Annotated in this window: 25 protein-coding genes and 1 pseudogene; 19 read left to right on the forward strand and 7 right to left on the reverse strand. The window is 36.7% G+C overall.

What is annotated here, in order from left to right; translation table 11 throughout:
- Positions 1 to 147: 147 nt before the first annotated feature.
- Positions 148 to 684, reverse strand: a complete 537-nt coding sequence (locus tag RIV7116_RS02930) for a PadR family transcriptional regulator (protein WP_015116775.1) — start codon at positions 682 to 684, stop codon at positions 148 to 150.
- A 149-nt stretch (positions 685 to 833) separates the two neighbouring features.
- On the opposite strand from RIV7116_RS02930, the gene RIV7116_RS02935 reads away from it, so the two are divergent.
- From RIV7116_RS02935 to RIV7116_RS02955, 5 genes are all read left to right on the forward strand, one after another.
- A complete protein-coding gene (locus RIV7116_RS02935; protein ID WP_015116776.1) occupies positions 834 to 2153 on the forward strand; it encodes an efflux RND transporter periplasmic adaptor subunit in 1320 nt (439 codons plus the stop codon).
- 271 nt (positions 2154 to 2424) lie between these two features.
- Positions 2425 to 5565 carry an efflux RND transporter permease subunit gene (locus RIV7116_RS02940; RefSeq protein WP_015116777.1) on the forward strand — a complete coding sequence of 1047 codons (3141 nt, stop codon included), beginning with the start codon at positions 2425 to 2427 and terminating at the stop codon, positions 5563 to 5565.
- 29 nt (positions 5566 to 5594) lie between these two features.
- Positions 5595 to 6146, forward strand: a complete 552-nt coding sequence (locus RIV7116_RS02945) for a DUF3267 domain-containing protein (protein ID WP_015116778.1) — start codon at positions 5595 to 5597, stop codon at positions 6144 to 6146.
- A 289-nt stretch (positions 6147 to 6435) separates the two neighbouring features.
- Positions 6436 to 9039, forward strand: a complete 2604-nt coding sequence (locus tag RIV7116_RS36785) for an ATP-binding protein (RefSeq protein WP_015116779.1) — start codon at positions 6436 to 6438, stop codon at positions 9037 to 9039.
- A gap of 45 nt (positions 9040 to 9084) precedes the next feature.
- A complete protein-coding gene (locus RIV7116_RS02955; protein ID WP_015116780.1) occupies positions 9085 to 10416 on the forward strand; it encodes a sensor histidine kinase in 1332 nt (443 codons plus the stop codon).
- A gap of 178 nt (positions 10417 to 10594) precedes the next feature.
- Here RIV7116_RS02955 and RIV7116_RS02960 read toward each other — a convergent pair whose 3' ends face one another.
- Together RIV7116_RS02960 and RIV7116_RS02965 are read right to left on the reverse strand one after the other, a co-directional pair.
- Positions 10595 to 11077 (reverse strand): GNAT family N-acetyltransferase, encoded by a 483-nt coding sequence (locus tag RIV7116_RS02960; protein WP_015116781.1) that lies wholly within the window; start codon positions 11075 to 11077, stop codon positions 10595 to 10597.
- Positions 11078 to 11120: 43 nt separating this feature from the next.
- Positions 11121 to 11615, reverse strand: a complete 495-nt coding sequence (locus RIV7116_RS02965) for an ATP-binding protein (RefSeq protein WP_015116782.1) — start codon at positions 11613 to 11615, stop codon at positions 11121 to 11123.
- A gap of 12 nt (positions 11616 to 11627) precedes the next feature.
- Here RIV7116_RS02965 and RIV7116_RS02970 point away from each other — a divergent pair, with 12 nt between their 5' ends.
- A complete protein-coding gene (locus RIV7116_RS02970; RefSeq protein ID WP_015116783.1) occupies positions 11628 to 12074 on the forward strand; it encodes a GNAT family N-acetyltransferase in 447 nt (148 codons plus the stop codon).
- 22 nt (positions 12075 to 12096) lie between these two features.
- Here RIV7116_RS02970 and RIV7116_RS02975 read toward each other — a convergent pair whose 3' ends face one another.
- Positions 12097 to 13284, reverse strand: coding sequence for a MerR family transcriptional regulator (locus RIV7116_RS02975; RefSeq protein ID WP_198287573.1), 1188 nt, complete (start codon positions 13282 to 13284; stop codon positions 12097 to 12099).
- A 169-nt stretch (positions 13285 to 13453) separates the two neighbouring features.
- Between RIV7116_RS02975 and RIV7116_RS02980 the strand changes: the two genes are divergently transcribed.
- Together RIV7116_RS02980 and RIV7116_RS02985 are read left to right on the forward strand one after the other, a co-directional pair.
- On the forward strand, positions 13454 to 13660 hold the full coding sequence (locus RIV7116_RS02980) for a hypothetical protein (RefSeq protein ID WP_015116785.1): 207 nt from the start codon (positions 13454 to 13456) through the stop codon (positions 13658 to 13660).
- Entirely contained in the window at positions 13638 to 14471 is an 834-nt protein-coding gene (locus RIV7116_RS02985; protein ID WP_157229246.1) for a hypothetical protein, read from the forward strand. Before RIV7116_RS02980 ends, RIV7116_RS02985 begins: the two co-directional genes overlap by 23 nt.
- A gap of 110 nt (positions 14472 to 14581) precedes the next feature.
- Here RIV7116_RS02985 and RIV7116_RS02990 read toward each other — a convergent pair whose 3' ends face one another.
- Positions 14582 to 16042, reverse strand: a complete 1461-nt coding sequence (locus RIV7116_RS02990) for a cytochrome P450 (protein ID WP_015116787.1) — start codon at positions 16040 to 16042, stop codon at positions 14582 to 14584.
- 165 nt (positions 16043 to 16207) lie between these two features.
- On the opposite strand from RIV7116_RS02990, the gene RIV7116_RS02995 reads away from it, so the two are divergent.
- From RIV7116_RS02995 to RIV7116_RS03030, 8 genes are all read left to right on the forward strand, one after another.
- Complete coding sequence (locus RIV7116_RS02995) at positions 16208 to 16975, forward strand: class I SAM-dependent methyltransferase (protein ID WP_015116788.1); 768 nt, start codon at positions 16208 to 16210, stop codon at positions 16973 to 16975.
- Between the two features lie 189 nt (positions 16976 to 17164).
- Positions 17165 to 17944, forward strand: coding sequence for a class I SAM-dependent methyltransferase (locus RIV7116_RS03000; RefSeq protein ID WP_015116789.1), 780 nt, complete (start codon positions 17165 to 17167; stop codon positions 17942 to 17944).
- A gap of 68 nt (positions 17945 to 18012) precedes the next feature.
- A complete protein-coding gene (locus tag RIV7116_RS36790; RefSeq protein WP_015116790.1) occupies positions 18013 to 18294 on the forward strand; it encodes a hypothetical protein in 282 nt (93 codons plus the stop codon).
- 21 nt (positions 18295 to 18315) lie between these two features.
- The gene (locus tag RIV7116_RS03010; RefSeq protein ID WP_015116791.1) at positions 18316 to 19188 is read left to right on the forward strand and encodes an urease accessory protein UreD; all 873 of its coding nucleotides are present in this window, start codon (positions 18316 to 18318) and stop codon (positions 19186 to 19188) included.
- Positions 19189 to 19235: 47 nt separating this feature from the next.
- Positions 19236 to 19538, forward strand: coding sequence for an urease subunit gamma (ureA, locus tag RIV7116_RS03015; protein WP_015116792.1), 303 nt, complete (start codon positions 19236 to 19238; stop codon positions 19536 to 19538).
- A gap of 90 nt (positions 19539 to 19628) precedes the next feature.
- Entirely contained in the window at positions 19629 to 19934 is a 306-nt protein-coding gene (locus tag RIV7116_RS03020; protein ID WP_015116793.1) for an urease subunit beta, read from the forward strand.
- Between the two features lie 78 nt (positions 19935 to 20012).
- Complete coding sequence (locus tag RIV7116_RS03025; protein ID WP_015116794.1) at positions 20013 to 20492, forward strand: cupin domain-containing protein; 480 nt, start codon at positions 20013 to 20015, stop codon at positions 20490 to 20492.
- A gap of 161 nt (positions 20493 to 20653) precedes the next feature.
- Positions 20654 to 21520, forward strand: a complete 867-nt coding sequence (locus RIV7116_RS03030) for an HIT family protein (protein WP_015116795.1) — start codon at positions 20654 to 20656, stop codon at positions 21518 to 21520.
- Positions 21521 to 21540: 20 nt separating this feature from the next.
- On the opposite strand, the gene RIV7116_RS03035 is transcribed toward RIV7116_RS03030, so the two are convergent.
- Both RIV7116_RS03035 and RIV7116_RS36300 read right to left on the reverse strand, forming a co-directional pair.
- A complete protein-coding gene (locus tag RIV7116_RS03035; protein WP_015116796.1) occupies positions 21541 to 21759 on the reverse strand; it encodes a type II toxin-antitoxin system HicB family antitoxin in 219 nt (72 codons plus the stop codon).
- A 310-nt stretch (positions 21760 to 22069) separates the two neighbouring features.
- On the reverse strand, positions 22070 to 22219 hold the full coding sequence (locus tag RIV7116_RS36300; protein WP_198287585.1) for a hypothetical protein: 150 nt from the start codon (positions 22217 to 22219) through the stop codon (positions 22070 to 22072).
- A gap of 91 nt (positions 22220 to 22310) precedes the next feature.
- On the opposite strand from RIV7116_RS36300, the pseudogene RIV7116_RS03040 reads away from it, so the two are divergent.
- The 3 genes and pseudogenes from RIV7116_RS03040 to RIV7116_RS03050 all read left to right on the forward strand — a co-directional run bounded on the left by RIV7116_RS03040 (position 22311) and on the right by RIV7116_RS03050 (position 25802).
- Positions 22311 to 23591 (forward strand): annotated as a pseudogene (locus RIV7116_RS03040) (RNA-guided endonuclease InsQ/TnpB family protein).
- Between the two features lie 120 nt (positions 23592 to 23711).
- Positions 23712 to 25421, forward strand: coding sequence for an urease subunit alpha (gene ureC / locus RIV7116_RS03045; protein ID WP_015116799.1), 1710 nt, complete (start codon positions 23712 to 23714; stop codon positions 25419 to 25421).
- Between the two features lie 141 nt (positions 25422 to 25562).
- On the forward strand, positions 25563 to 25802 hold the full coding sequence (locus tag RIV7116_RS03050; RefSeq protein ID WP_015116800.1) for a hypothetical protein: 240 nt from the start codon (positions 25563 to 25565) through the stop codon (positions 25800 to 25802).
- Positions 25803 to 26371: the final 569 nt, after the last annotated feature.

Here is a 26371-nt window from a genome sequence, read left to right on the forward strand (position 1 = left end):
GGGCTATTATAAATGTCAGACTTAACGAATGCTTTAAAGATTATAGTTAATAGTTTGTAGTTGCGCTTCAGCGCTTATAACAAGAAGCGCTAAAGCGCAACTACGAACATAATTTTATTCATAACCGATTAATAACTTCTTATTACATCAATCTTCACTCAATAACTCAATCGCTTCTTCACACCACTCAATCCGATAAGTTTCATAACGAATACCGCAGCGCAAAGTCACATAAAGACATTTTTTTTGGTAAGACAATTGGGAAGTATCGGGAAATTCTCGCTGTTTTATTTCTTGATATTCGGACAACTTTTGCAAGTGAATTTGACGATGACGTTCAATTTCTTGCAAAATTACAGATTTAGAAACTAATTGAGATGCTATTACTTTAACCAGCAACTCTTCACGAATTGACATCGGTTCTGCTGGTTCTACTAACCAATTTTTCAGTTTTTCTATCCCTGTATCTGTAACCCGATAAAGCTTTTTATTCGGACGACCTTCTTGAGGAATTAATTCTGATATTATTGCACCTTCTTTTTCTAATTTTCCTAATTCTCTATATATCTGTTGTTGGGTTGCTTGCCAATAATATTTACTGGTTTGAGAAAATTTTTTCCATAAATCATAACCACTGTAGGATTTGGAACCTAGGGTTGCCAAGATTGTGTGCGCTAGTGACATTTTCAGGTAGCAGTTGTTCGTGCAGAAAGTGTGAGTTGTCAAAATCAGCTTGACATACTCAACTTGTTTTATATACTATAACCATATACACAACTTGTTGTATATGCAAGATTTGCATTTAATTGATCATCTTTCTCTGCGATGAAGTCATGAATCAGCAGTCTATTCCAGAAGTTTCGGAGCGGGTAAAATCATCTCCATTCACGAGGTTACAGTTAATTTCGGCTAGTTTGCTTATCTTACTTGCTGGTGTGGGAATTGGTAAATTTACTGGAATTGAAACGAATAATTCCCCAGTGCAAGCACAAACGAAAGCGACACCACTTCCGGTTAAAACGACCGAAATTGAATTAGCTCAAAATTATCAGACAACGCAAAGCTATACGGGGGAAGTAGTAGCGAACCGTACTAGCGAGGTTGGTTTCGAGCGTGGTGGAAAGTTAATAGAAATCTTAGTGGATGAGGGAGACAGGGTTAGCAAAGGAGCGGTATTAGCTAAATTAGATACAGCGAATTTACAAGCACAGCGTCGCTCTTTGGTTGCTCAGAAAGCACAAGCAGAAGCGAGACTGGTGGAACTGAAAAATGGTGCGAGAAGGGAACAGATAACAGCAGCCAGAGCTAGAGTTAGGGATATTGAAAAGCAATTGAAATTAGAAAGATTGAAGAGCGATCGCCGAAAATATCTTTACGAGGAAGGAGCGATTTCGAGAGAACAATTCGATGAAGTTGCTTTCAATTCTCAAGCTTTATCGGAGCGTTTGAATAATGCTCGAAGCGGTTTAGAAGAATTGCTTAATGGGACTCGATACGAACAAAAAGCAGCCCAAAAAGCCGCAGTTGAGCAATTATCGGCAGAAATTAGCAATTTAGATATTACTATCACTAAAAGTGTTTTGAAAGCTCCTTTTTCCGGGACAGTTGGAGTTCGTTCTGTTGATGAGGGAACGGTAGTTGAAACGGGTAAATCGATAGTACGTTTAGTTGAAAACAGTAATCGGGAAGTCAAAATTGGGGTTCCGATTAATATAGCGAGGAAATTAACACCCAAGAGTCAGAAAGAATTAGAAATTGGGGGAAAAATTTATTCTGCTAGAGTAAAGTCAATTTTACCGGAAGTTGATACAGCTACTCGGACTCGGACAGTTATTTTACAGTTACCATCAACCGCTCAAGTTTCACCTCAAGAAATTGCTCGCTTAAAAATTATTCAAAATATTGCTACTGAAGGTTATTGGTTGCCGATAACAGCATTAGTAAAAGGAGAGCGGGGTTTGTGGTCATGTTATGCGGTTGTTGATGAAAAAGATGGTAATTCAAAAGTCGAACGTAGATTAATAGAAGTATTAGAAACTAATGGGAAAAGAGTTTTAGTTAGAGGAACAATTCAAGCCGGAGACGCAATTGTTATTGATGGTGTTCAAAGGCTTGTTACCGGTCAATTGGTTAGTAAAATGAGTGGAGAGTAGCAGATAATAAGTGATAAATGATAAGTAATAAGATAAATTTTAATCACATATAAATAATTGATTAAATAATTCCTCTGTTTTATTTACGTTTAACTCTGCGTTTATTTGCATTTAATAAATATTTTTAACAAATAAATATTAATACCTTTATTGGTGCGTGACGGTATATTTTAATTATTTGGTTAGGTTTTATAAATAAATATGACCGTCACAGCACCCTACAAAAATAATTACCAATTCCCTATTCCCAATTCCCTATTCCCTAATAATTATGTTTACTATTTTTTATCGAAATTCTCGTTTACTAATTCTAACTATTGTCTTAATAGCCGTCTGGGGTATTTCTTCTTATTTTACTTTACCGAGATTAGAAGACCCGGAATTAGTTTCTCGTAGTGCTGTAGTTACTACTTTTTTTCCTGGTGCAGATGCTGAAAGAGTTGAAGCTTTGGTTACGGAGAAAATCGAAGATAAGTTAACGGAAATTGAAGAAATTGATAGTTATGAATCTACTTCTCGGACTAGTAGTTCTATTATTCAGATTGAATTACAGGATACTGTCAAAAAACAACAAGTTGATTCGGTTTGGACGCGGATTAGAAATAAAATAGATGAGGTAAAAGTCGAATTACCAGATAATATCGTAGAGCCAGAATTAGAAGCAGTAAAAGTAAAGGCTTATGCTTTAATTACTGGCTTAACTTGGAAGCAAGATGATAAGCCTCATTATGGAATTATGCGACGACAAGCAGAGGTTTTTAAGGAACGTTTAGAAGCTATTTCGGGAACAGAGGAAGTTGAAATTTTTGGCGACCCCCAAGAGGAGATTATAGTAGAAATTAATCCCGAAGCTTTGGCTGGCTACAATTTAACAGCGAGGGATTTATCACAACAAATTGCTTTGAGTGATTCTAAAATTTCTGCGGGACAATTGCGAGATAAAGATAATAATTTATTGATTAAAGTTGCAGGAGAATTAGAAACTTTAGCGATAATCAGACAAATTCCCATTAGTTTTGGTTCTCAAGGTCAATTTGTAACTTTACAAAATATCGCTACTGTTAGGAAGGGAATTAGAGAACCAGCAAACGAACTTGCTTTATTAAATGGTTATCCTGGTGTTGCTGTAGCGGTTCACGTTCAGTCAGGAACAAGACTTGATTTATGGTCGGAAGTTGCTGAGAAAAAGATAGCTGAATTTAAATCGGAATTACCTCAAACTATTGGTTTACCGATTATTTTTACTCAAAGTAATTATGTTACCGAAAGATTAAATAGTTTAATTTTGAATTTACTTTTAGGAGCGGGTTTAGTTTTCAGTGTAACTGTAATTATGATGGGTTTCAAAAGCGCTTTAATTGTGAGTTCTGCTTTACCTTTATCGGTATTCATGGTGTTTGGTTGGATGAATTGGTTAAATATTCCTCTCCATCAAATGTCGATTACGGGATTGATTGTTGCTTTGGGAATTTTGATTGATAATGCGATTGTAATGGTGGATGAGGTGCAAAATGAATTACGCAAGGGAATTAAAGCCAAAGCAGCGATAAATCACAGTATCAAAAATTTAGCAATACCGTTGTTAAGTTCGACATTAACCACCGTTCTAGCTTTTTTACCAATTGCATTATTACCGGGAAGTACGGGAGAATTTGTAGGAACGATTGCAATTACTGTGATTATTGCTGTTTGCTGTTCTCTGTTTATTTCTTTGACGATTATTCCTACTTTCAGCGCTAAATTGCATCGGTTTCGGGATACTAAACAAGATAATAATAAAAATAAATCTTGGCTACAAAAAGGTATTTTTATTCCAATTCTGAATAAGTTATATCGACGTACCGTAACATTTACAGTTGCTAAACCCGTTATCTCAATATTCCTAGCTTTATTAATTCCAATCATGGGTTTTATCCAAGCAGGTAGTCTCAGACAACAATTCTTTCCAGCAGCAGATAGAGACCAACTACAAATTGAATTTGAATTAACCTCTTCCGTATCCTTAGAAAAAACTCAAAATTTAATTAAAGAAATCCGCAAAGACATTATCAATAATCCAGAAGTTAAAGAAATTCACTGGTTACTAGGTAGCAATATTCCTTCCTTTTACTACAACTTAACTGGTGGAAAAGAACAGCAAAATAATTACGCTCAAGCATTAGTACAATTAAATTCATTGACCTCAACTTCCATAACCAAAAAATTACAAACCCAATTAGATAAAAACTTTCCTTCAGCGAGAATTGTTGTCAGACAATTAGAACAGGGACCTCCTTTTGCTGCTCCCATCGAAATGCGGATTTATGGTTCTAATATCGAAAAATTACAATCACTAGGAGAACAAGTTAGACAAATTTTAGTAAATATCAAAGACGTAACCCATACCCGTGCAAGTTTAGATGAAATTCAACCACAAATCGAGGTTCAACTAGACGAAGAACAAGCGCGTTTAGCAGGATTAAATCGGACAACAATCGCTCAACAATTAGATAGTACTTTAGAAGGAACTATCGGCGGTTCAATATTAGAAGGAAACGAAGAATTACCCGTCAGAGTTCGTTTGGGAAATCAAGAACGAGGAAACTTATCTCAAATTACTTCTTTAGATTTATTAGCTAACTCTCGTAATAATCAAGGAAATAATCCTCTGGCTGCTGTTCCTTTATCTTCCTTGGGTAAAGTTCAATTAAAACCAGAACTTGCTCAAATTACTCACTACAACGGACAAAGAGTTAACACCATTCAAGGTTTCCTCAATGCTGGAATATTACCAGCAGAAATTTTAAGTCAATTTCAAACCAAATTAGAAGATTTCAAATCATCATTACCCCCAAATTATAGATTTGAATTCGGAGGAGAACAAGAACAAAGAAATGATGCTGTTGGTGGTTTAGTTTCCACCGTAGGAGTTTTAATTATTCTGATGATAGCGACATTAGTACTTTCCCTGGGTTCGTTTCAACTAGCAGGTGTTATCGGAATAGTTGCTGTAGCATCCTTTGGTTTGGGTTTGTTTTCTATCTGGTTATTTGGTTATCCCTTCGGTTTCAATCCAATTATTGGTTCGGTAGGTTTAATTGGTGTAGCAGTCAACGACTCGATTGTAGTTCTCAGCGCTATTTCTAATCATCCCATCGCAAAAACAGGGAATCCCAAAGCTATTCAAAAAGTAGTATTACATTCGACTCGTCACGTACTAACAACAACACTGACAACCGCAATCGGATTTGTTCCATTGTTGTTATCTGGTGGGGAATTTTGGCCACCCTTAGCTGTGGCAATTGCTGGTGGTGTTGTTGGTGCTACTTTACTTGCTCTTTATTTCGTTCCTGCTGCTTATTATTTGATAAAGTCGCGGTTTGGGAAGAAGCGGTTTTCAACGATTAAGATGGTGATTGATTCACAAAGTTAATAGCGTGAATATCACGGGGAGCTAGATTTATGAAAAAAGATTTGTCTGTCTCAATGGTAAAAGCTAATCTTTATGCTGTTTTTGCAGCTTTGCCATTTATAGTAATTTTAGTAGGTGTAGATATTTATGTAGGTCAACGGCGTAATTATTTCGATGAATTATTTAGTTTAGAACCAAAATCTTTTAGTCTTTTTATGTTAGCAATTTTTATAGGAGTTATAATTCACGAATTAATTCATGGAATAACTTGGCAATTCTTCAGTAAAAAGAAATCAAATGCTATAAGATATGGTATTGATTGGAAAACTATGTCACCTTATGCACATTGCAAAGAACCCATGGAAATTAAAGCCTATAGATTAGGGGCAGTAATGCCTGCAATAATATTAGGATTTTTACCAGCTATTGTCGGAATATTGACAGGTAATTCTTTTATTTTTATCTTTGGCTTAGTTTTTATATTAGCAGCAGGTGGAGATATTTTAATTCTATGGTTAATAAGGAATGTAAAAGCTGGTTCGCTCGTTGAAGATCATCCAAAAAGAGCTGGTTGTTACGTTATTGATGGAAACGAAGTTTGAATTAGTTTTTTGTAAATTTATTTTTAATCCAATCAGCTAACTCAGCTTATAAGAAGAAGCGATTTGCGGGTAGGAGAGGTAAGCTTCAAAATACCTGAAGTTGATCGAGATGATATTTCAAGTCAGTAACCCCTCAGTATAATTCGTGGGGTTATTGTTTTTATTATAGTACTAGTAATTAGTATATTTACGATTCAATTTTTATCTGTGATGTTAGGCATCAATCAGTATTGGGAATTATCTATATAGATAGTCGATTTTTACTCGAAGACTTGAAAGGAGTCGCTTGATGTCTGTAATTGTCAAGCGGTTTATGGGTATGTTTTTACCAGTAGCCGTATTTTTGGGAGCTATATTTACAGGGTTTTATGAAAATAAAAAGAATAGCGATCGCCGTGCAATTGCCATTGCTGAAAACCAGAGCGTTCGCATTAAAGCAGGAAGTTTAGCAGATCGTTTTAGTTTCGTGCGGGCTGATTTGATGATTCTGTCAACTTGGCGTGAGGCAAATATTATACTAAGTCCTCAGATTTTGTCAAAAAATAGAGATGAGTATCGACAATTGATTGCCAATCAATTTCTGGTTATATCGAAGCAGAAAGAGGTATTCGATCAGATACGCATCATTGATATTTCTGGTAAAGAAAAGGTAAGGGTGAATTTTAACCAAGGAAAGCCTGGAATTGTCCCAGAAAAATATCTACAAAATCAATCCCAACGCTACTGGTTTCAGAATAGCCTTGGCTTGGAGGAGGGAGAAGTTTTTATTTCACCAATGGATTTAAACGTAGAGCGGGGAAAGATTGAACAACCAATCAAGCCGATGATTCGCTTTACTACTCCTATTTTTAATGATGGAAAAATGCAAGGTATGGTTATCCTTAATTACCTCGCAAAAGATATCTTAAACAAATTAGAGCAGGAAAAAACCACTACTATCGGTCAAACTTTTCTACTGAATGCACAAGGGTATTGGTTGAAAAGTACACAACCAAAAGATGAGTGGGGCTTCATGTATAAGGAACGCAAAAATATTACCTTTAGCAATCAGTTCCCGGAAGTATGGAAGCAGATATCAAACCTGCAAACTGGTCAGTTAGAGACACCATATGGTTTATTTAGCTTTACCACAATCTACCCCCTGCAAGATATTTGGAGTTCGGAATCAAATATAGGAATTTCTAACTTTTCTGACTTGAGTCAAGGAACTGTGGATGCTAAATCCTATAAATGGAAGTTGGTTACTTTTGTACCAACAGCGGTATTAGAGCAGCAGGTGCGTTCTATTATCCCGATTCTGCTGATTGTCTATACGGGTGTAATGGGATTTTTAGCTTTGGTTTTATGGTTGCTAACTAATTTGTGGAGCAAACGTCAAGAAGCAATAGCAGAATTACAGCAAATGGGAGTCCAGTTGGCAGGTGCAAACGCCGATTTAGAACAAAGGGTTATAGAGCGCACTACCCAATTACAACAAGCAAAAGAACTCGCAGAAGTCGCCAACCGTTCCAAGAGTGAATTTCTCGCCAATATGAACCACGAACTGAGAACCCCTCTCAACGGAATCTTAGGCTACACGCAAATTCTTCAACGGGATTCCAAAATCGCAGCTAAAGATCGACAAGGATTAACTACTATTTACCAATGCGCTTCTCATCTGTTGACATTAATCAACGACATTCTCGACTTTTCCAAATTAGAAGTGCAAAAAATGGAACTTTATCCCCAAGATTTCCATTTAGGTAATTTCCTTAGAGCTACTGTTGATATTTGTTGCATAAAAGCCGAGCAAAAAAATATTTTTCTTGATTATCAACCCGACGAGCAACTACCCGTTGCTGTCCGTGCTGACGATAAACGTTTGAGGCAGGTATTACTAAATTTACTTAGTAACGCTGTTAAATTTACTGATGAAGGAGGGGTTTCCTTCCGGGTTGAGGTATTGTCAAATGCAGTCAATTCCCAGCAAACTTGTCAGATTCGTTTCTTGGTAAAAGACAGCGGTATTGGTATTCCCCCAGATAAACTGACCAAAATTTTCTTACCCTTTGAGCAAGCTGGCAAACACCTGCATAACACCGAAGGAACCGGATTGGGGCTAGCAATTAGCCGCCAAATTCTACAAATGATCGGAAGTGATATTCAAGTTGAGAGCATATTGGGAAAGGGTAGTACTTTTTGGTTTGACTTGGAATTACCCCTTGCGAATGAATGGTTTACTACTCAAAAGGAATTTTCTTCCTTAAGAATTACTGGTTATCAAGGCAATCGTTTAACCATTGTTGTAGTAGACGATCGTCAAGCAAACCGGGATGTTGTCATTAATATATTAGAACCTTTGGGCTTCCGAGTCATTGCAGCAGAAAATGGAGAGCAAGGGCTGGAGAAAATCATCCAAATTCAACCAGATTTAGTCATTACAGATGCAATCATGCCAGTTATGGATGGGTTGGAAATGACTCGCCATTTACGGCAAATGCCAAATTTTTCCACAATGCCGATTGTCGCTTCTTCTGCACAGCTATCGCGGGTTAACCCCCAAGAAGCAAAAGATTCTGGCTGTACGGGTTTCCTAGCTAAACCCTTTGAAATTGCAGACTTGTTACAAATATTGCAAAAATATTTAGCAATTGAGTGGATTGAAGATAGCAAGCAAAATCTAGAAGCACCATCTCAAGAAACTCAACAGACAGAAATTGTCATACCACCCAAAGAATCATTGACAGTTATTTACCAAGCTGCAAAGCAAGGTTTTATCGGGGATGTGCAGCAGGAAGCGAATCGTCTCAAACAAATTGATCGTCAATACATTCCCTTTGCCGACAAATTGCTTCAGTTAAGTCATAACTTAGACGATATAGCCATTCTCGATTTAATCAAGCCTTTAGTTTAAAAGTTTAAAAGTTTAAAAGTTTAATAGCCTAATAATTTAATACCAATGAATATTATTCCTCAAGAAAACGCAATTTTAGTAGTAGATGATACTCATACTAATTTAAAAATTTTATTTGATTTACTTAGCGAACAAGGCTACAGAGTAGCGATCGCTAAAAATGGAGAAGCAGCACTAGAAAAGTTAGAATCCTACCTACCCCAGTTGATTTTACTCGACGTGATGATGCCCGGAATTGACGGATTTGAAACTTGCAAGCGACTGAAAGCAAATCCGACTACCCAGGATATACCGGTTATTTTTATGACCGCACTTTCAGACAGCGCTGATAAACTCAAAGGGCTAAATGCTGGTGCTGTAGATTATGTTACAAAACCCATACATCATGAAGAAGTATTAGCACGCATTAGAATTCATTTACAATTAAGGAACTTGAAGACTTTGGAAGGTATGGTAAGCCAACGTACCTCAGAGTTGACTCAGACATTAGACAACCTCAAACGCACTCAACTGCAACTAGTACAAAAAGAAAAAATGTCCTCCCTGGGTAAACTAGTTGCAGGAGTTGCTCATGAAATTAACAACCCAGTGAATTTTATCCACGGCAACCTCAAGCATATTCGGCAATACAGCCTAGGTTTATTGCAGCTCGTGGAACTTTACCAAAAGCATTATCCCCAACCCGAAAAAGAGATTCAAGATTGCGCCGAAGAATTGGACTTAGAATTTTTACAAGAAGATTTAAGCAAGATTATCTCTTCCATGACAGTAGGTAGCGATCGCATTCGTCAAATTGTTCTTTCCCTAAGAAATTTCTCCCGTCTTGATGAAGCAGAATTCAAACCTGTGGATTTGCATGAGGGTATAGAAAGTACTTTGTTGATTTTACAACATCGCCTCAAAGCTAGTAGCAAACATCCTGCGATTGAAGTGATTCGGAAATATAGTGAATTACCAATCGTAGAGTGCTATTCGAGCAAATTAAACCAAGTATTCATGAATATTTTGGCAAATGCAATTGATGCTTTAGAAGAATCAATGGATAGTGGAAACACACAACCACTAATTTTGATTAGTACCAGTAAATTACTAGATGGATGGATAGAAATCCGCATAGCGGACAACGGAAACGGTATCCCAGAGCAAATCACTGACAAAATTTTCGACCCTTTCTTCACTACAAAACCCGTTGGCTCGGGTACTGGATTGGGATTATCTATTAGCCATCAAATCGTCACCGAGAAGCATGGTGGTAAGCTTGAATGTTACTCCACCCCCAGTCAAGGAACAGAATTTGTGATTCAAATTAAAAGTAATCAGCAGCTATCGGGATTAAAAGCATCTGAACATAAAGAAATGTCTACTCCCCAAAACTGATTTTATTATTCTCAGCCAGAGCAACATTGGTACTTTTTATTAATTAACCCTTGGTGTATTCCAAATCAGAATAGCTTTTGTAGTGCAATAGTTGCTCTAACATCATTTGATTTGGGTTTATTTTCTGTGTGTTTCACAATACATTTAATAACAGAGGGGGAAGAGGGAGAAGATGGTATTACAATGCTTTCCGAAAAATAATCTTGTCATCACCAGGTTTATAATAATCCCGAATTCTTGCTTCCTCTTCATAACCCTGCTTGCGGTAAAACTTCCGTGTTAACTCAAAGTTTGGTAAACCAGAAGTTTCCACCAGTAACAAACGCTCCCCCTGCTCTTTTAAAGTTTTTTCTACATGTTTAACCATTGCAGTGCCATACCCTTTTCCCTGATACTTGGGATGAACTGCAATAAAGTACAGATTATAAACACCGTAAGCATATTGTTCCGGTGCAAAATACCCAACTCCCACGACTCCACCATCGTCGCAAACAATCCAAGAATGTCCTTCCCCAAGACTACCGTCAAAATAACCACCCAGCATATCACCGAGTACTTCAAGTTCCTCCCCTTCAAATAAACCAACTGCATCAGCCAAGCTCATTATGGAGTCTGTATCATCGAGTTTGGCAACTCGAATTATTGCTGTGGTAGTATTCATAAGTTTTATTTTTATTGGAATTGAACAATACTAAACGTAAATTTCAATCCTTCCGATAAGTCTTAATATTAAATTTCTCTTCTGGTGTCGGAGGTTGAAAATATTCTGTAATTGCTTCAAATTCTGCTTCGGTAGTAAACGCTGCACCTTCAGGTTTATCTTTGTTTCTGATGATTAATTGCTGTTTACAAAGCTCATCAGATGCAATTATGTAATGAAGTAAATGATTTGCTTCTACCGATTCAAAGATTGAACGAAACCAATTGCGTTGTGATGGAGTATTCCCGGGAAAATCAAGAACAATTGATGTACCTTGAATAAGAATATCCTGGATATGTTGAGTCAAAATTGATTTTAATCGACGCGAATATTTGATGTAATCGTTGAAATCATTAATTTCTTCTGGATAAAGTTGAGATAACCAAACATCTTCAGCCATGAGAATCGCATTATTTTCATTAGCTAAGGATTTTGATAAAGTTGATTTTCCACTAGCCATTTTGCCACAGAAGAAGTGTAAAGTTGGTTTTGAATTCATTATTTGAATAATATGAAGATTAGAAAGGTTAAATTAACTGATAGAGATGAGTGGGCTAGAATGAGAAACTCGCTTTGGTCTGATTCTCTCCAAGAACATCTACAATATATCGATAAATACTTTTCCCAACAAGAAGTGGATATTGTTGAAGTCTTTGTTGTGGAAAGGACTAATGGTAAATTAGGTGGTTTTATTGAACTAAATATAAGGAACTACGCAGAAGGTACTGAATCAAAACAAGTTCCTTATGTGGAAGGATGGTATATTGATTCCGATATTAGAGGCAAGGGATACGGTAAAAAATTAATTATAAATGCCCAGAGTTGGGCAATAGAAAACGGTTTTAACGAATTAGCAAGCGATGCTGAAATTGAAAATTCAATTAGCATCGCCGCTCACAAAGCTCTAGGATTTGAAGAAGTTGATAGAATTGTCTGTTTTATCAAAAAGTTGAAGTAGAAAATAAACATTAAATTACTAACTATTCCGGCATTGCCAATCTTAACTGTTGCTCCAAGTTTAATAAATCTATTCCCAACTTCTCTTTAATAATATAAGTTGCTACTCCTCCTCCTCTTTTAGCTTCTTCTAATATACCTAATAGTAAATCTCCGGAATCAATCCGCTCTTTTCCTGACTTATTTGCTGATTCACGAGCAAGTTCAAAAACCCTTTTCATTCTGGGAGCAAAAGGAATTTTTTCGGGCAGGGTTAGTTCTCCAAGAGTACGTTTACCTAACAATTTGACGATGAGATTCCGTACAGTTTCAAAATCTACCCCCGCAGTTTTAAGTACCTGAGTTGCAACACCTGTATCTTCTGCTAAAAACCCCAAAAGTATTCCTTCGGTACCGTAAAAATCATAATTTAACTCTCTAACAGCATTTAATCCTAAATTAATTACTCGCAGTGCATCTGAGGTAAAACTTTCATCCGATATAACTATATTTACCTCTTCAGCAATTGATAGAAATGAAACTGCTTTCAGTATGTACTCAAATGTCGCGGTATCCATTGCACCCCAACTTGCGGCTTCTCCACCCTGTTGTTGGTACGTTTTTACAAGAGACTCATAGAGAGAGCGATCGCCACGAATTAATGATTTCATGCTCCACTGCCAAATCCTTGCTAGTTCTTGCACTGAAGGATTATTTAAATCTGTTCCCTTACTCATCTCAGCCCGCGCTCTACTTATCAACTCTTGCCATTCCGGTTCCACATCCTGAAACCTTGCTTCGATAACTTTTTGCTGTTCTAGTGTAAAATATTGCTCCGACATAGTAATTGTCTCCATAACTTGAATAAGATTTTCAACCGCAACCGATTTAGTTGTTTCCAATTCTCTGGCTACTCCGTTTAAACGTTCGAGTAAAGTATGAGATAAAGCGATTTGTTCTCGCATTCTGTCTCGATGTAGATTGATGACTTGGGAAAGCGAAAAATCCGGATTTTCCAAACATTCACGAATCTCTTTCAAAGCAAAACCCAACTGTCTAAGCGACAGAATTTGCTGTAACCGAATAATATCTTCGTCGCTATATAATCGGTGTCCAATTTCATTTCTATCGGAAGGCGAAAGCAATCCAATTTCGTCGTAATAATGTAAAGTCCGAATTGAAAGTCCCGTTTGCTTTGCTAATTCACCAATCTTCATCGCTTCAGACATCATCACCTCGGTTCCTTTTACCAGAGAAATGCAGTTGATGAATTCATCCTAGAGCCTGACGTAACGTCATGTGCAAGGGGTGATTTTATCAAGATTTATGCGGACATATGTACTACAAGATTGATTTGGGTTATTTTGTAAATGGTTGTTTATATGACAAAGCTATTTAATAATGTCCGAATTAACAAACGCTCTCAATAGGATTTTAAATTGGTTTCAACACAACAAACCTTCTACTATTAATTCTCTGCAACCAGGATTAACCCTTGAAGAAATAGACGAAAAAGTCAAAGATTTACCATTTCGATTAACTCAAGAAGTTTACGAGCTTTATCAATGGCGAAATGGAATGATTGATGATGGAAGTTGCTTTTTTTAGGTATTACCGCTTTCTTCCTTTAGAAGAAACATTAGAAGAATCAAACCTGTGTGAAGAAGCTTGGGGTTTATCACTTCCTTTTGGTTGGTTTCCCTTGTTTGAATTTGAAGGAGAATTTTTTGCAGTAGTTGGTGCTGAAGAAAATACAGAAAATTCGCTTATTTTACATACATATGAAGGAATAGATATAATTCACAGAAGCTTGACTAATATGATGCTGTATATTGCAGAATGTTATGAAACAGGTGCTTATTATATAGATGAATCAGGAAATTTAGAAGAAAATCGAGTTGCTGCAAAAAATATTTTACTGAAATACAATCCAGAATTCCATTCTATACTTGAAGCTAGAACGGAGACTGTTAATAATCTTGATGGTTCTCAAGTAATAAATAAATATCATCCAGAGAGTAATATTCTTTTAGAAAGTAAAATTATAGATAGAAAAGGTCATACTCTTGAATCAAGTCAATATTTTCAAGGTAAATTGTACGAACGTATAACATACAATCGTGAAATAGAAGGGTTTAATGATTATTTTTGTGACGAGAATTGGTTTAATGATTATGAAAAATATGAAAGATTTTCAGTTGAATATCAATATAAATGTGTCACTCCAAAAATAGAACGTAGATACATTAATGGAGTATTAAAAAAAGAAATTATTCATCCTGATAGAAAACGCGATAATTTATTTTTAGTATTCGCTTTGTTTTTGAGTATTTTTCAATTTATCTTCAGCATATTCTTTGTTATATACCATTCACTGAGGTATAAACAACAAAACAAGAATAATGCACCCCTCAATTAATTCGTTTATAACCGTAGATACAGATAAAAAAAACCGCAGAGTACGCAGAGTACGCAGAGGAAGAAAAGAAGAGGAAGACAGTTAATTATTAACTGATAACTGATAACTGTTCACTGTAATTCAACTAATTCTCGAATATTCCCCCTCAATCCACCAACACCTTGACTAAATTCTCTATCTTGCGGACAAATCAACATTGGCAAACCACCTTTAGGAGCCAGAACAATTAAAGCGCTACGAGTAATTTTTTGTTGTGGTAAACATTGAAAGCGGAATTTTTGTAATAACATTGCTAAAACAATCTTAATTTCCATCAACGCAAATCCCGCTCCGATACATTTACGAGAGCCTGCGCTGAAGGGATTATATTGAAAGTTATCTACTTCTAATGTTTCCCAACGTTGGGGATTAAATTTCAAAGGTTCTGGATAAATATCGGGGGTTCTATGAGTATGAAAAATGCTCACCCAAACTTCGGTTCCAGTTGGTAATTCATAACCTTCTAAAGTAGTTGGTTGGGATGTAGCACGAGCATTCCAAGGTACGGGAGTTAATATCCTCATGCTTTCTTTAATAACCCGCTCCAATAACGGTAATTGCTGCAATTGTTCGATAGTTGGTGCTTCTCCTTGCAATACCGTATCGAGTTCGTCTAATAAATCTGCTGCAACTTCTGGGTGTTGAGAAAGTAAAAATAATGTCCAAGTTAAAGCATTAGCGCTGGTTTCGTGTCCGGCAGCAAATATTACACTGACATGTCCGAGTAATTCATCTTCACTTAGTGTCATTCCGGTTTCAGCATCACTTGCCTTAATTAACATCGAAAGCACGTCTCCGGTATCGCTATCTGAAGCTTTTCGAGAGCGAATTATCTCCCGCATATCCTCGTCTAATTCAGCCATTAAATTCATCATTCGGTAAAAGGGAAACCCTGGTAAATCAAAAGGAAAAACCATCGTTGTGGGATTACCTAAAAGAATTCCAATTTGTTTGAGAAGTTCAGCACTTTTACTACCTTTTTCTCCAATATCAGCACCGAATAAAGTTTTAGTAGCTATTCTCAATGTCAGCATTCGCATCAATTTTGCGATATCTGTGACTTTATTTACTTCTATTTGCTGACTAATTGATTCAGTAATTTCTTTGAAAGTATTACAGTAATACTCGATACGTTTTTGATGAAAAGCTGGCATTAACAACTGACGATGACGACGATGTTCGTCATTATTTACACCAAATAAACCTACACCAAAATGCTTTAAAGGTTCCGTGCGCGGGGATTCATCTCGTCTGCTGTAAAGTCCACCAGTCAAAGGATATTTATGATAAATTTCATGTTGACTCGTGACAGTTTGAACATTCTGGGCACCATAAGTAAAAACAGTACCGGGACAGTTCGGTAAAGGTGAGTAAAGATTAGTACTACCACCACGAGCAAGGGAAACTAATTTGCCGTATTTTTGGAATAGTTGACTGGTAAAACCTAGAGAATCTTTTACAAATTTTGATACTAATATAGTGCGTCCAAATACAGGTAAAGGTTGAATACCGGGAACTGTTAATTTAGTCATTGTAAAAGTGTTTAAAGTAATCGCTGTAATTAGATGAATGCTAATATCACAGTAGAATTTTTAATGTTTATTATTGACTATTTTTCCCTCTCCTTGTTAAGGAGAGGGATGTCCGCAAGGACAGGGTGAGGTAAAATTTGTATTGCATCGACCTAGGTTCCATAAATGAATTTCACCACACCTTTATACAACCTCAATCCCTTAAATCGCTTCTCAGAGAAAGCAGAAAACTATACAAAATACCGTCCGATTTATCCAGATACAGTGATTGATAAAATTCTACAAAATTTAACTTCATCAAATCAACTTTTAGCAGCCGATATTGGTGCTGGTACGGGAATTGCTGCGCGTCAGTTAGCAAAACGGGGTGTAAATGTAATTGCAATTGAGCCAAATTCAGCGATGAGAGAAGCTGCTGAAAAACATCAAAATGTTGAATGGAAAAATGGAAGTGCAGAAGAAACTAATTTGTCAGATGCTTCGGTTGATTTAATAACTTGTTTTCAAGCTTTTCACTGGTTTAATCCCGAACCAACATTATCCGAATTTCGCCGTATTCTTAAACCAAAAGCAAGATTAGCAATTGTTTTTCAAGATATCAATCGCGAAGATGAATTTACACAAATTTATGGTGAAATAATTAGTAAAGCAGCGAATAATCGTCCGCCAACAGATTTTAGTTCTAAAATTGAACCTTTACGAGAAAGTTCGGATTTTGAATATATTGATTGCTATAAATTTCCTTATAAACAAAAATTGGATTTACCAAGTTTAATTGGACTTGCTCTAAGTGTTTCGTTTATTTCTTCCGAAGAAACAGTACAAAAGCAACTTACTGACGATTTAGAAGATTTGTTTCAGCGCTTTCGTAATTCAGACGGTTTCGTTTATCTTGTTTATCGTAATAGCGTACATTTAGCGACTGTTTTATAAGTTTAATTTCACACATTACCTCACCCCGCCTACGGCACCCCTCTCCTTGTCAAGGAGAGGGGAAGGGGATTCCATACACCTCTATCTAAGTTAGCAAACAGAGGAAGGGGGTTCCATACACCCCTCTCCTTAACAAGGAGAGGGGAAGGGGGTGAGGTTTCCGGGAGTATCTTTTTATCACCACCTAAAATGACCGAAACTAACAAACAATCAACAGCACTACACACACTAAATCCCCAAAATCGATTTTCCGATAGAGTTGAAGACTACGTAAAATATCGTCCCAGCTATCCGAAAGCAGCAATCGATAAAATCCTGGAAAATTTCACCTTACCAATTACAGCAGCAGATATTGGAGCAGGTACCGGAATTTCTTCGAGATTATTAGCTGCTCGTGACATAAAAGTAATTGCAATTGAACCAAATTCCGAAATGAGAAACGCTGGTATTAGAGATAATACAACTTCGGTAGAATGGAAAGATGGTACCGCAGAAAATACTAATTTACCAGAAGCATCAGTTGATTTAGTAACTTGTTTTCAAGCCTTTCACTGGTTTACTCCCGAACCTACTTTAGCGGAATTTCGCCGTATTTTAAAACCACAAGGGAAATTAGCAGTAGTTTATAATAATCGCGATAAAAGCGATGAATTCACAGCAGAATATAGCAGAATTGTTCGCGAAGCATCAAACAATAGTCCAGCAGAAGCAAAGATGAAATCTGTTGAACCTTTAACAGCAACGAATTATTTCAAAAACTTTCAAGAATATACATTTTTTTATCAACAAGAATTAGATTTCACTGGATTAATTGGACGTGCAATGAGTGTTTCTTATCTTCCTAAAACAGGGGAAGGTTATGATAAATTAATTGCTGATTTTGAGAAATTATATCAGCGATTTAAGAACGAAAAAGATTTTGTTTATATGACTTATTTTACCAGCGTTAATTTGGGAGAAGTTAATTAACAGTATTGTCAAAATCCACAGCAAGGTTCAACCTGGGAAGAGGTTAAACAGTGTCTGGGTTTTGATAAATGAATTATCAGTTAATTATTAGCCCAGAAGCAGAATTTGATGTTCAAGATGCCTTTGAATGGTACGAACAAAGTAACACTGGATTAGGTTCGGAATTTGTCCATAATTTCGTAAAATTAAAGTTATTTTTTTTTTCAAATAAGAAAAGGGAGAAGGGTGAGGAAAAATCCTTCCCTTCCACCCAAGGAGCATTTGAGGTTCAATCTTTGCTATCTATTAATAGGTATAAGTCAAATCAACTTATGCAGTTAGTGGTTATTATTCGTGCTTTGATAGAATAAATATCGAATTTAGTAACGGCAATGCAAAAACTCTGCCCAGAAGCAGAATCTTCTCAAAGCTGGCATGGAAAACTTAATTTAGTTTACAACCATAGCCAAAATAAAACGGCATTAATTCAAAGTCGAAATCAAGCCCCGTTAAAAGTACAGCGTCCCTTTTATCCCGAAGGGCAATCAGTTTGTCATAGCGTAATTTTACACACTGCCGGGGGAATTGTCGGTGGCGATCGCTTATCATCTGATTTTCATCTGCAACCCGATTCAAAAGCATTAATTACAACAGCAGCAGCAAATAAAATTTACCGTAGTAACGGTTTACAAGCCAGACAAAATATAGATATAAAAATTGATAAAAATGCTTGTTTAGAATGGCTTCCTCAAGAAACAATCGTTTTTAGCGGTGCAAGTTTTCGTCAAGATATCAAGATAGAATTAGCCGATGATGCAAACTTTATTGGCTGGGAAATTACCAGATTTGGACGTACCGCTAGACAAGAAAAATTTCTCACAGGAGAATGGAGAAGCAATACCGAAATTTGGCAAAACAACAAACCATTATGGATTGATAGACAATATTTACCGGGTAGCGAAGAAGTTTTTCATAGTCCCCACGCTTTAGCAGGAAAACCCATTGTAGGAACTTTAATTTATATAGGAAAACCAGTTTCCCCAGAAATAGTCCAAAAAATACGTACTTTATTTATCCCCCCCTCTCCCCCTCTCCCCATCCCCCCCTCCTCCCAAGGTGTTACTCGTATAGAAAATGGACTTTTGTGTAGATACCGTGGTGATTCTACAGCCAAAGTGAGAAACTGGTTTATTAGTGTTTGGCAGTTACTGCGGATATCTTTTTTAAATCGTAGTAGCTGCTTACCCAGAGTTTGGATGTTGTAAACAATTAGCAATGTACAATAACTTATTTATCAAGTTGAAGCCTAAAAATGCAATTAACACCACAAGAAAAAGATAAATTACTAATTTTTACCGCTGCACTATTAGCAGAAAGACGTAAAGCAAGAGGTGTAAAATTAAATTATCCCGAAGCCATTGCTTTTATTACTGCTGCAATTTTAGAAGGTGCAAGAGACGGACAAACTGTATCTGAATTAATGAGTTTTGGTACAACTTTATTAACACGAGATGACGTCATGGAAGGAGTTGCCGAAATGGTAGAAGAAGTTCAAGTAGAAGCAACTTTTCCTGACGGAACAAAATTAGTAACCGTACACAATCCAATTCAGTGAATTTTGACAACGGATATTTTTTTATATTTCATAAATTAGATAAGTTTGAATTTTCACTCATTATTCATTACTCATTACTCATTACTTCCCATGATTCCAGGTGAAATAATTACCCCAGAAGGCGAAATTGAATTAAATATAGGTTGTACAACCGTCAAATTAGTAGTAGCAAATACCGGAGATAGACCAATTCAAATAGGTTCCCATTTTCACTTTTACGAAGTCAACGCCGCATTAAACTTTGACAGAGAAACAGCTAGAGGAATGCGTCTTGATATCCCCGCAGGAACCGCAGTTAGATTTGAACCGGGAGACGAAAAAGAAATTACATTAGTAGCTTTAGCTGGTAGCCGTCAAGTTTACGGTTTCAACGCTCAAATAAACGGAAACTTATAGAAAATTACTAAAAATCTCTCTAAACCCTCTTACCTCTGCGCTCTCAGCGTCTAGTAAGGTTTATTTATTCTAATAATCATGACTAACAACGAAAAACCAAACTCACTTATCAAAGCAGAAGCAATCAAACAAGTTGCTCAACAAACATTTTCCCACCCCTTAAATCCAAACTCAGAAATCAGCGGAGTTTCTCTGAGTGAAGCAGTAGGTTTACAAAGAATCGGATTTCACCTAGCAAAAATAGCACCAGGAAAAGAATCATTTATCTATCATTCCCACGAATTTGAAGAAGAATTTATTTACATACTTTCGGGAAAAGGTATAGCAGAAATAGATAACCAGGAATTCGAGGTAGGAGAAGGTGATTTCATGGGTTTTCCTACTCCCTCTGTCGCGCATCACTTACGAAATCCTTTTGAACAAGAATTAATTTATATCATGGGTGGAGAAAGACGCGAATATGAAATTGCAGATTTTCCCCACTTACAAAAAAGAATGTTTCGTAATGGTAATAAAATACAAATAGCCGATTTAGATAACCTGAAGCCATTCATGTAAATACTCTTCCTTTCTCTCAGCCTATCCTCTGCCACAACCTCTACGTCCCTTTGCGTTTCAACAACAGCAATACCCGAAAAATTACTGAACATTATCACTACTTCATTAAGCTATATTTTAAATATTAAAAAATTTTGATAATCAGATTTATTAATATTTAAATGAAAAAACAAAAAAATAATTTTAGTCACCTTACAGCAATAGAAAGGACTAACTTATCATATCCAGCAAGATTATTATTAAAACAAGAATTAATTAAAGGCAAAATTTTAGACTTTGGCTGTGGTTTTGGTAACGATGTCAAAGTATTGCAAGAAAAAGGATTCGATATTACAGGATATGACCCATATTATTTCCCCAATTATCCACAAAATAAATTCGATACAATCATTTGTTTTTATGTTTTAAATGTTTTATTTCCAGAAGAACAAGCCAATGCCTTAATGGAAATATCGCATTTATTAAAACCAGGAGGTAAAGCTTACTTTGCCGTTAGAAGAGATATAAAAAGAGAAGGATTTCGAGAGCATTACGTTCATAAAAAACCTACATATCAATGTAACGTCAAACTTCCTTTTAATTCAATTTATTTAAACGAAAACTGCGAAATATACGAATATACTCATTACAATCACCACACACATTCATCCGAAAACTGCATATTCTGTAATCCTCGTAAAACCTTAACTTTATTAACAGAATCAGCAACAGCATATGCAATGCTCGACGGTTATCCCTTAAGTAAAGGGCATACATTAATAATTCCCAAACGTCACGTTAGCAACTATTTTGAACTACCATTTAAAGAACAATCAGCTTGCTGGTTAATGGCTAATAAAGTGCAAGAAATCATCGATAAAGAATTTGCACCAGACGGTTTTAATGTCGGAATAAATATTAATCGAGATGCAGGACAAAACGTTATGCACGCCGGAATTCATGTTATTCCTCGTTACAAAGGAGATGTTGAAGGGAGTAGAGGGGGAATACGAGGAGTGATTCCTAAACGCAGAGGGGCGCGGAGGTAAACGCGGAGGTACCCGGAGAATCAAGCAATTTGCAGCGTGCTAGGTTCGGGGATAGATTCACCTTCAGCTTGCCAAGCTTCCAAATACATCTCAATCACTTCCTCACCACTACGAATCGCATCTTCACGAGTTTTACCATGAGTACAAGGCATGATAACGCGATCGCTAAACTCTGGGATAGTCACTAAAAAAAGTTGGTCTTCATCCGACCATTGGATAATCATACTGTATCTACTCATGAATCTTCATCCTCTTGTAAATTTTGGAGTTGAGCTAATAACTGCCCTAACTGCTTTTCTAAATATGGTGGCACATCGTCTCCATCCTTACCTGGTATTGTCATTGTCTTTCCTAACAAAGGATATTCTTATTAAACAAGGAAGAAAAGCAATCTGCGGAAATGAACAAAAAGCTCTTCCACCTTCTAAAGAAGATATAAAATAATCAAACATGATTTTTTTAGCTTGGAACCGGAGAAGCCTCCCGCCTACACGAAGTGAGGCGGTGAGATGAATCCGAGGATAAAAGTTTTGCGTCCTAAAAGCAATGTCAACTTGTTGACGAGCTTTTTAGGACAGCGAGACTTTTATCAATTTCTTCGGATGGCAACGAGTCAATCAAATCTTCAAGAATTGCGGTCATGGTTTTATCCTTGCTTGCCGCGTATAGCTTTAACTTATTTAATCTGCGCTCACTCATTCTTACGTCTAATCTTTTTTTACTCATCAGTCTGTACAATGGCTGTATGTTTATGTTATTATAGTTATAGGTCGAACCAAGGAATAAATCAATGAAAACTTCTTACCAATTCAAAATTAAGCCAACAAATCAACAAGCAGAAAAAATTGACAATACATTAAATATGTTGCGTTATCAATACAATTTTTTGTTGGCTCAAAGATTTAACTGGTATGAACAGAACCGTTGTTCAATTGATAGATGTTCCTTGGTTTGCTACCTGCCTGAATTAATAGAGCAACCAAATTATTACAATCAAAAAGCATCTTTAACACAACTTAAAAAGAACATCCTTGGTACAAAGATATTCATTCCCAAGTATTACAGGAAGTTCCGAAAAGAGTTGAAAAAGCTTTTGATAGATGGTTGAAAGGTGATGCTAACGCGAAGCTCGCCGGAAAGAGTACTCTGTCCGGCAGACTTCGCGGTAAAAAATCGGGACGGCCGAGATTTAAGGGCGAAGGTCAATATAAGACTTTTACTTATCAGCAGTTCAAGCAACATCATTTCTCAAATAAAGTGATAAAGCTTTCAAAAATTGGTGATGTAAAAGTAATCGTACATCGTCCTATTCCAGACGGTTTCACAATAAAAACTGTATCCGTCACGAAGAAAGCGGATGGTTATTATGTAACTTTGAGCCTTGATGATAAGACAGTACCAACAATTAAACCTGACTTTAACCGGGATAATATTGTTGGGATTGATGCCGGATTAATAGACTTTATTGTTACGTCTAATAACGAAAGAGTTGCAGCACCAAAATATTTACGTAAAGCAGAACGTAAATTATGTAAAGCTCAAAAGCGCGTTTCTCGCCGCAAAAAAGGTTCTAATAGACGTAAAAAAGCTATACGAAAATTAAGTAAACAGCATAAAAAGATTGCTGATACAAGGAAAGATTTTCATTTTAAAATAGCTAATCGACTACTTAAAAATTATGATGTAGTAGCGGTTGAAAAGTTAAATATAAAAGGTCTGGCTAGGACTAGACTTGCTAAAAGTATTCATGACGCAGGTTGGGGACAATTCATTTCAATACTTACAAACAAAGCCGAAAATGCTGGTTTGGTGGTAATAAAAGTATTGCCTCATGGTACTTCTCAAGAGTGTTCAAATTGTGGTCACAAAGTAAAGAAACCTTTGTCTCAAAGAATGCATAATTGCCCGGTTTGTCATACTTCTATTTGCCGTGACCAAAATGCCGCAATTAACATCAGGAATCGTGGGGCGCACGACCTGTATAAACAAGCTCAGTTTATGTCTAGGGTTGCCTAGAGTCTCTGAGAAGCCCACACTCACCCGAAGGGGAGTGTGTGGAGTACGTCACTAAAGCTTTCATTCATATTGCTTCATTGTTTCATAGCTTTACTTTATAAACTTATACAAAAATTCCTCCTCTCCTCCCCCACTTTCCCCAACAATATTCAAAGTAACTATTACTTGTGCATCTATGTCTTACCGAATGTCCCGTCGTGCTTACGCTGAAACTTTTGGTCCTACCGTTGGCGATAAAGTCCGTCTTGCCGACACGGAATTATTCATCGAAGTCGAACAAGATTTTACTACCTACGGTGATGAAGTCAAGTTTGGTGGTGGTAAAGTTATTCGCGATGGCATGGGACAGTCACCGATTTCCAATGCGGATGGTGCGGTGGATACGGTCATAACTAATGCTTTGATTCTCGATTGGTGGGGTATTGTTAAAGCCGATATTGGCATTAAGGATGGAAAAATATTCAAAATTGGCAAAGCCGGAAATCCTTACATTCAGGACAACGTAGACATAATTATCGGCCCCGGTACCGAGGCGATCGCCGGTGAAGGGATGATACTGACTGCGGGTGGTATCGACAGCCACATCCACTTCATTTGTCCGCAGCAAATTGAGGTTGCTATTGCTTCAGGTATAACCACAATGTTAGGTGGTGGTACTGGCCCCGCTACCGGTACAAATGCTACTACCTGTACGCCGGGAGCTTGGAATATTCACCGAATGCTGCAAGCTGCCGATGCTTTCCCAATGAATTTAGGTTTTATGGGTAAAGGTAACAGCAGTCAACCCCAAGAACTTGCCGAACAAGTACAAGCAGGAGCTATGGGATTGAAGCTACACGAAGATTGGGGAACCACTCCCGCAGCCATTGACACCTGTTTGAGCGTTGCCGATGAATATGACGTACAGGTAGCTATTCATACCGACACTCTTAACGAAGCTGGATTTGTCGAAAATACTATTGCTGCTTTCAAAAATCGCGTAATTCACACCTACCATACTGAAGGCGCAGGAGGAGGGCACGCACCGGATATTATCAAAGTATGTGGAGAAGCGAATGTTTTACCGTCTTCTACAAATCCGACTCGCCCTTATACTGTAAATACCTTAGACGAACACTTGGATATGTTGATGGTGTGTCATCACCTTGACCCTAATATAGCTGAGGATGTAGCCTTTGCAGAATCGCGGATTCGTCGGGAAACCATTGCCGCAGAAGATATTTTGCACGATTTGGGTGCTTTTAGTATGATTGCTTCCGATTCTCAAGCAATGGGAAGAGTTGGAGAAGTGATAATTCGTACCTGGCAAACGGCACATAAAATGAAAGTGCAGCGAGGAAAACTCAACTCTGGTGAAGAAAGAGAAGATAATTTCCGAGCCAAAAGGTACATTGCCAAGTATACAATTAATCCAGCAATAACTCACGGTATTGCTCAATATGTAGGTTCGGTAGAGGAAGGGAAAATCGCCGATTTGTGCTTGTGGAAACCAGCATTTTTTGGAGTTAAACCGGAGATAGTAATTAAAGGTGGATTTATCGCTTATTCTCAAATGGGAGATGCTAATGCAAGTATTCCAACACCGCAACCAGTGCATATGCAGCCGATGTTTGGTAGTTTTGCAAATGCACGTCATGCTACTTCATTTACCTTTGTGTCTCAAGCAGCTTTGGAAACAGAAATACCTTCGCAGTTGGGTTTAAAAAAGCAAGTTTTGGCAGTTTCCGGTACTAGAGAATTAAGCAAGCAAGATATGAAGCTAAATGATTTTTTACCGAATATAGAAGTTGATTCGGAAACCTATGAAGTTCGAGCAGACGGTGAATTACTTACTTGCGAACCTGCAACTGTGGTGCCGATGGCTCAAAGGTATTTTTTGTTTTAATTGAATTTAGTTAGTGAAATATGACAATTAAATGATTTATAGGGTTCAAAGGCGCAAGCATAGCCGACTGCTGGCGACATAGTGTTCGGAAAAACAACTAATCTCAAGGCTGAGCTAAAAAATAGTTAGGTAGTAAGTAAAATGAATGACATTATGGACGTTGAAAGATTAGCTAAAAAAGCTAAAGAAGTAGAAAAAGTACGTATCAATATCAACACAATTATACAAGCTAGGTTTGGAGAAGTATCGCAGCAAGTTATGGAAGTAATTAATGCAATCGATGATAAACCTGCCTTAGAAAAGCTGTTTACTAGTTCGATTATCGTTGCCGATTTTGAAGATTTTCAAAAAAGATTGCAGGCAATTGTGTCTGGGAAATAAAAATTAGTGGTGTTTAATTTTCTCTTCGCTTACCACTTAATTTCTTTCGATAGACATTGAGCGGTAAAAGCATCAAGTGCTTTTCTCAAATATACCTAAATATAGATTTTTGCTATTTATACACAATGGATTTTGCTCAAAACTTCTCTAAAATCTTTACCGAAGCAAGATTCAGCCAATTCTAAAATAAACGTAGGTAATATCCCTATCCGAGCCTATATCAACGTACTCTAAAGGTGAATCATAATTCATACTTGCTACTTTACTTTCAGGTAAAACTTTTTGCTTGATATTATAAGCTTCTGCTGTTTAGTATCAAATTTATACAAGTATATTTTATGTTAATTAGGCTACTTTTATTTGACTTTCTCTTTATAAATAAACAAATTATCAATTAACTAGTATAGTGATTGTTATCACTGCGCTTATTACTACATTACCTATACTAATTTCAAATAAATAACGATAATTTTTTTATCAATAGGAGTATTTTATATAGTCTAAAAAAGTAAAAAATAAATAATAAATGTTTAACTTTACCTTAAACTATTGCGCTAAGTTCAACTATT

This window comes from Rivularia sp. PCC 7116, assembly GCF_000316665.1.
Lineage (GTDB): Bacteria > Cyanobacteriota > Cyanobacteriia > Cyanobacteriales > Nostocaceae > Rivularia.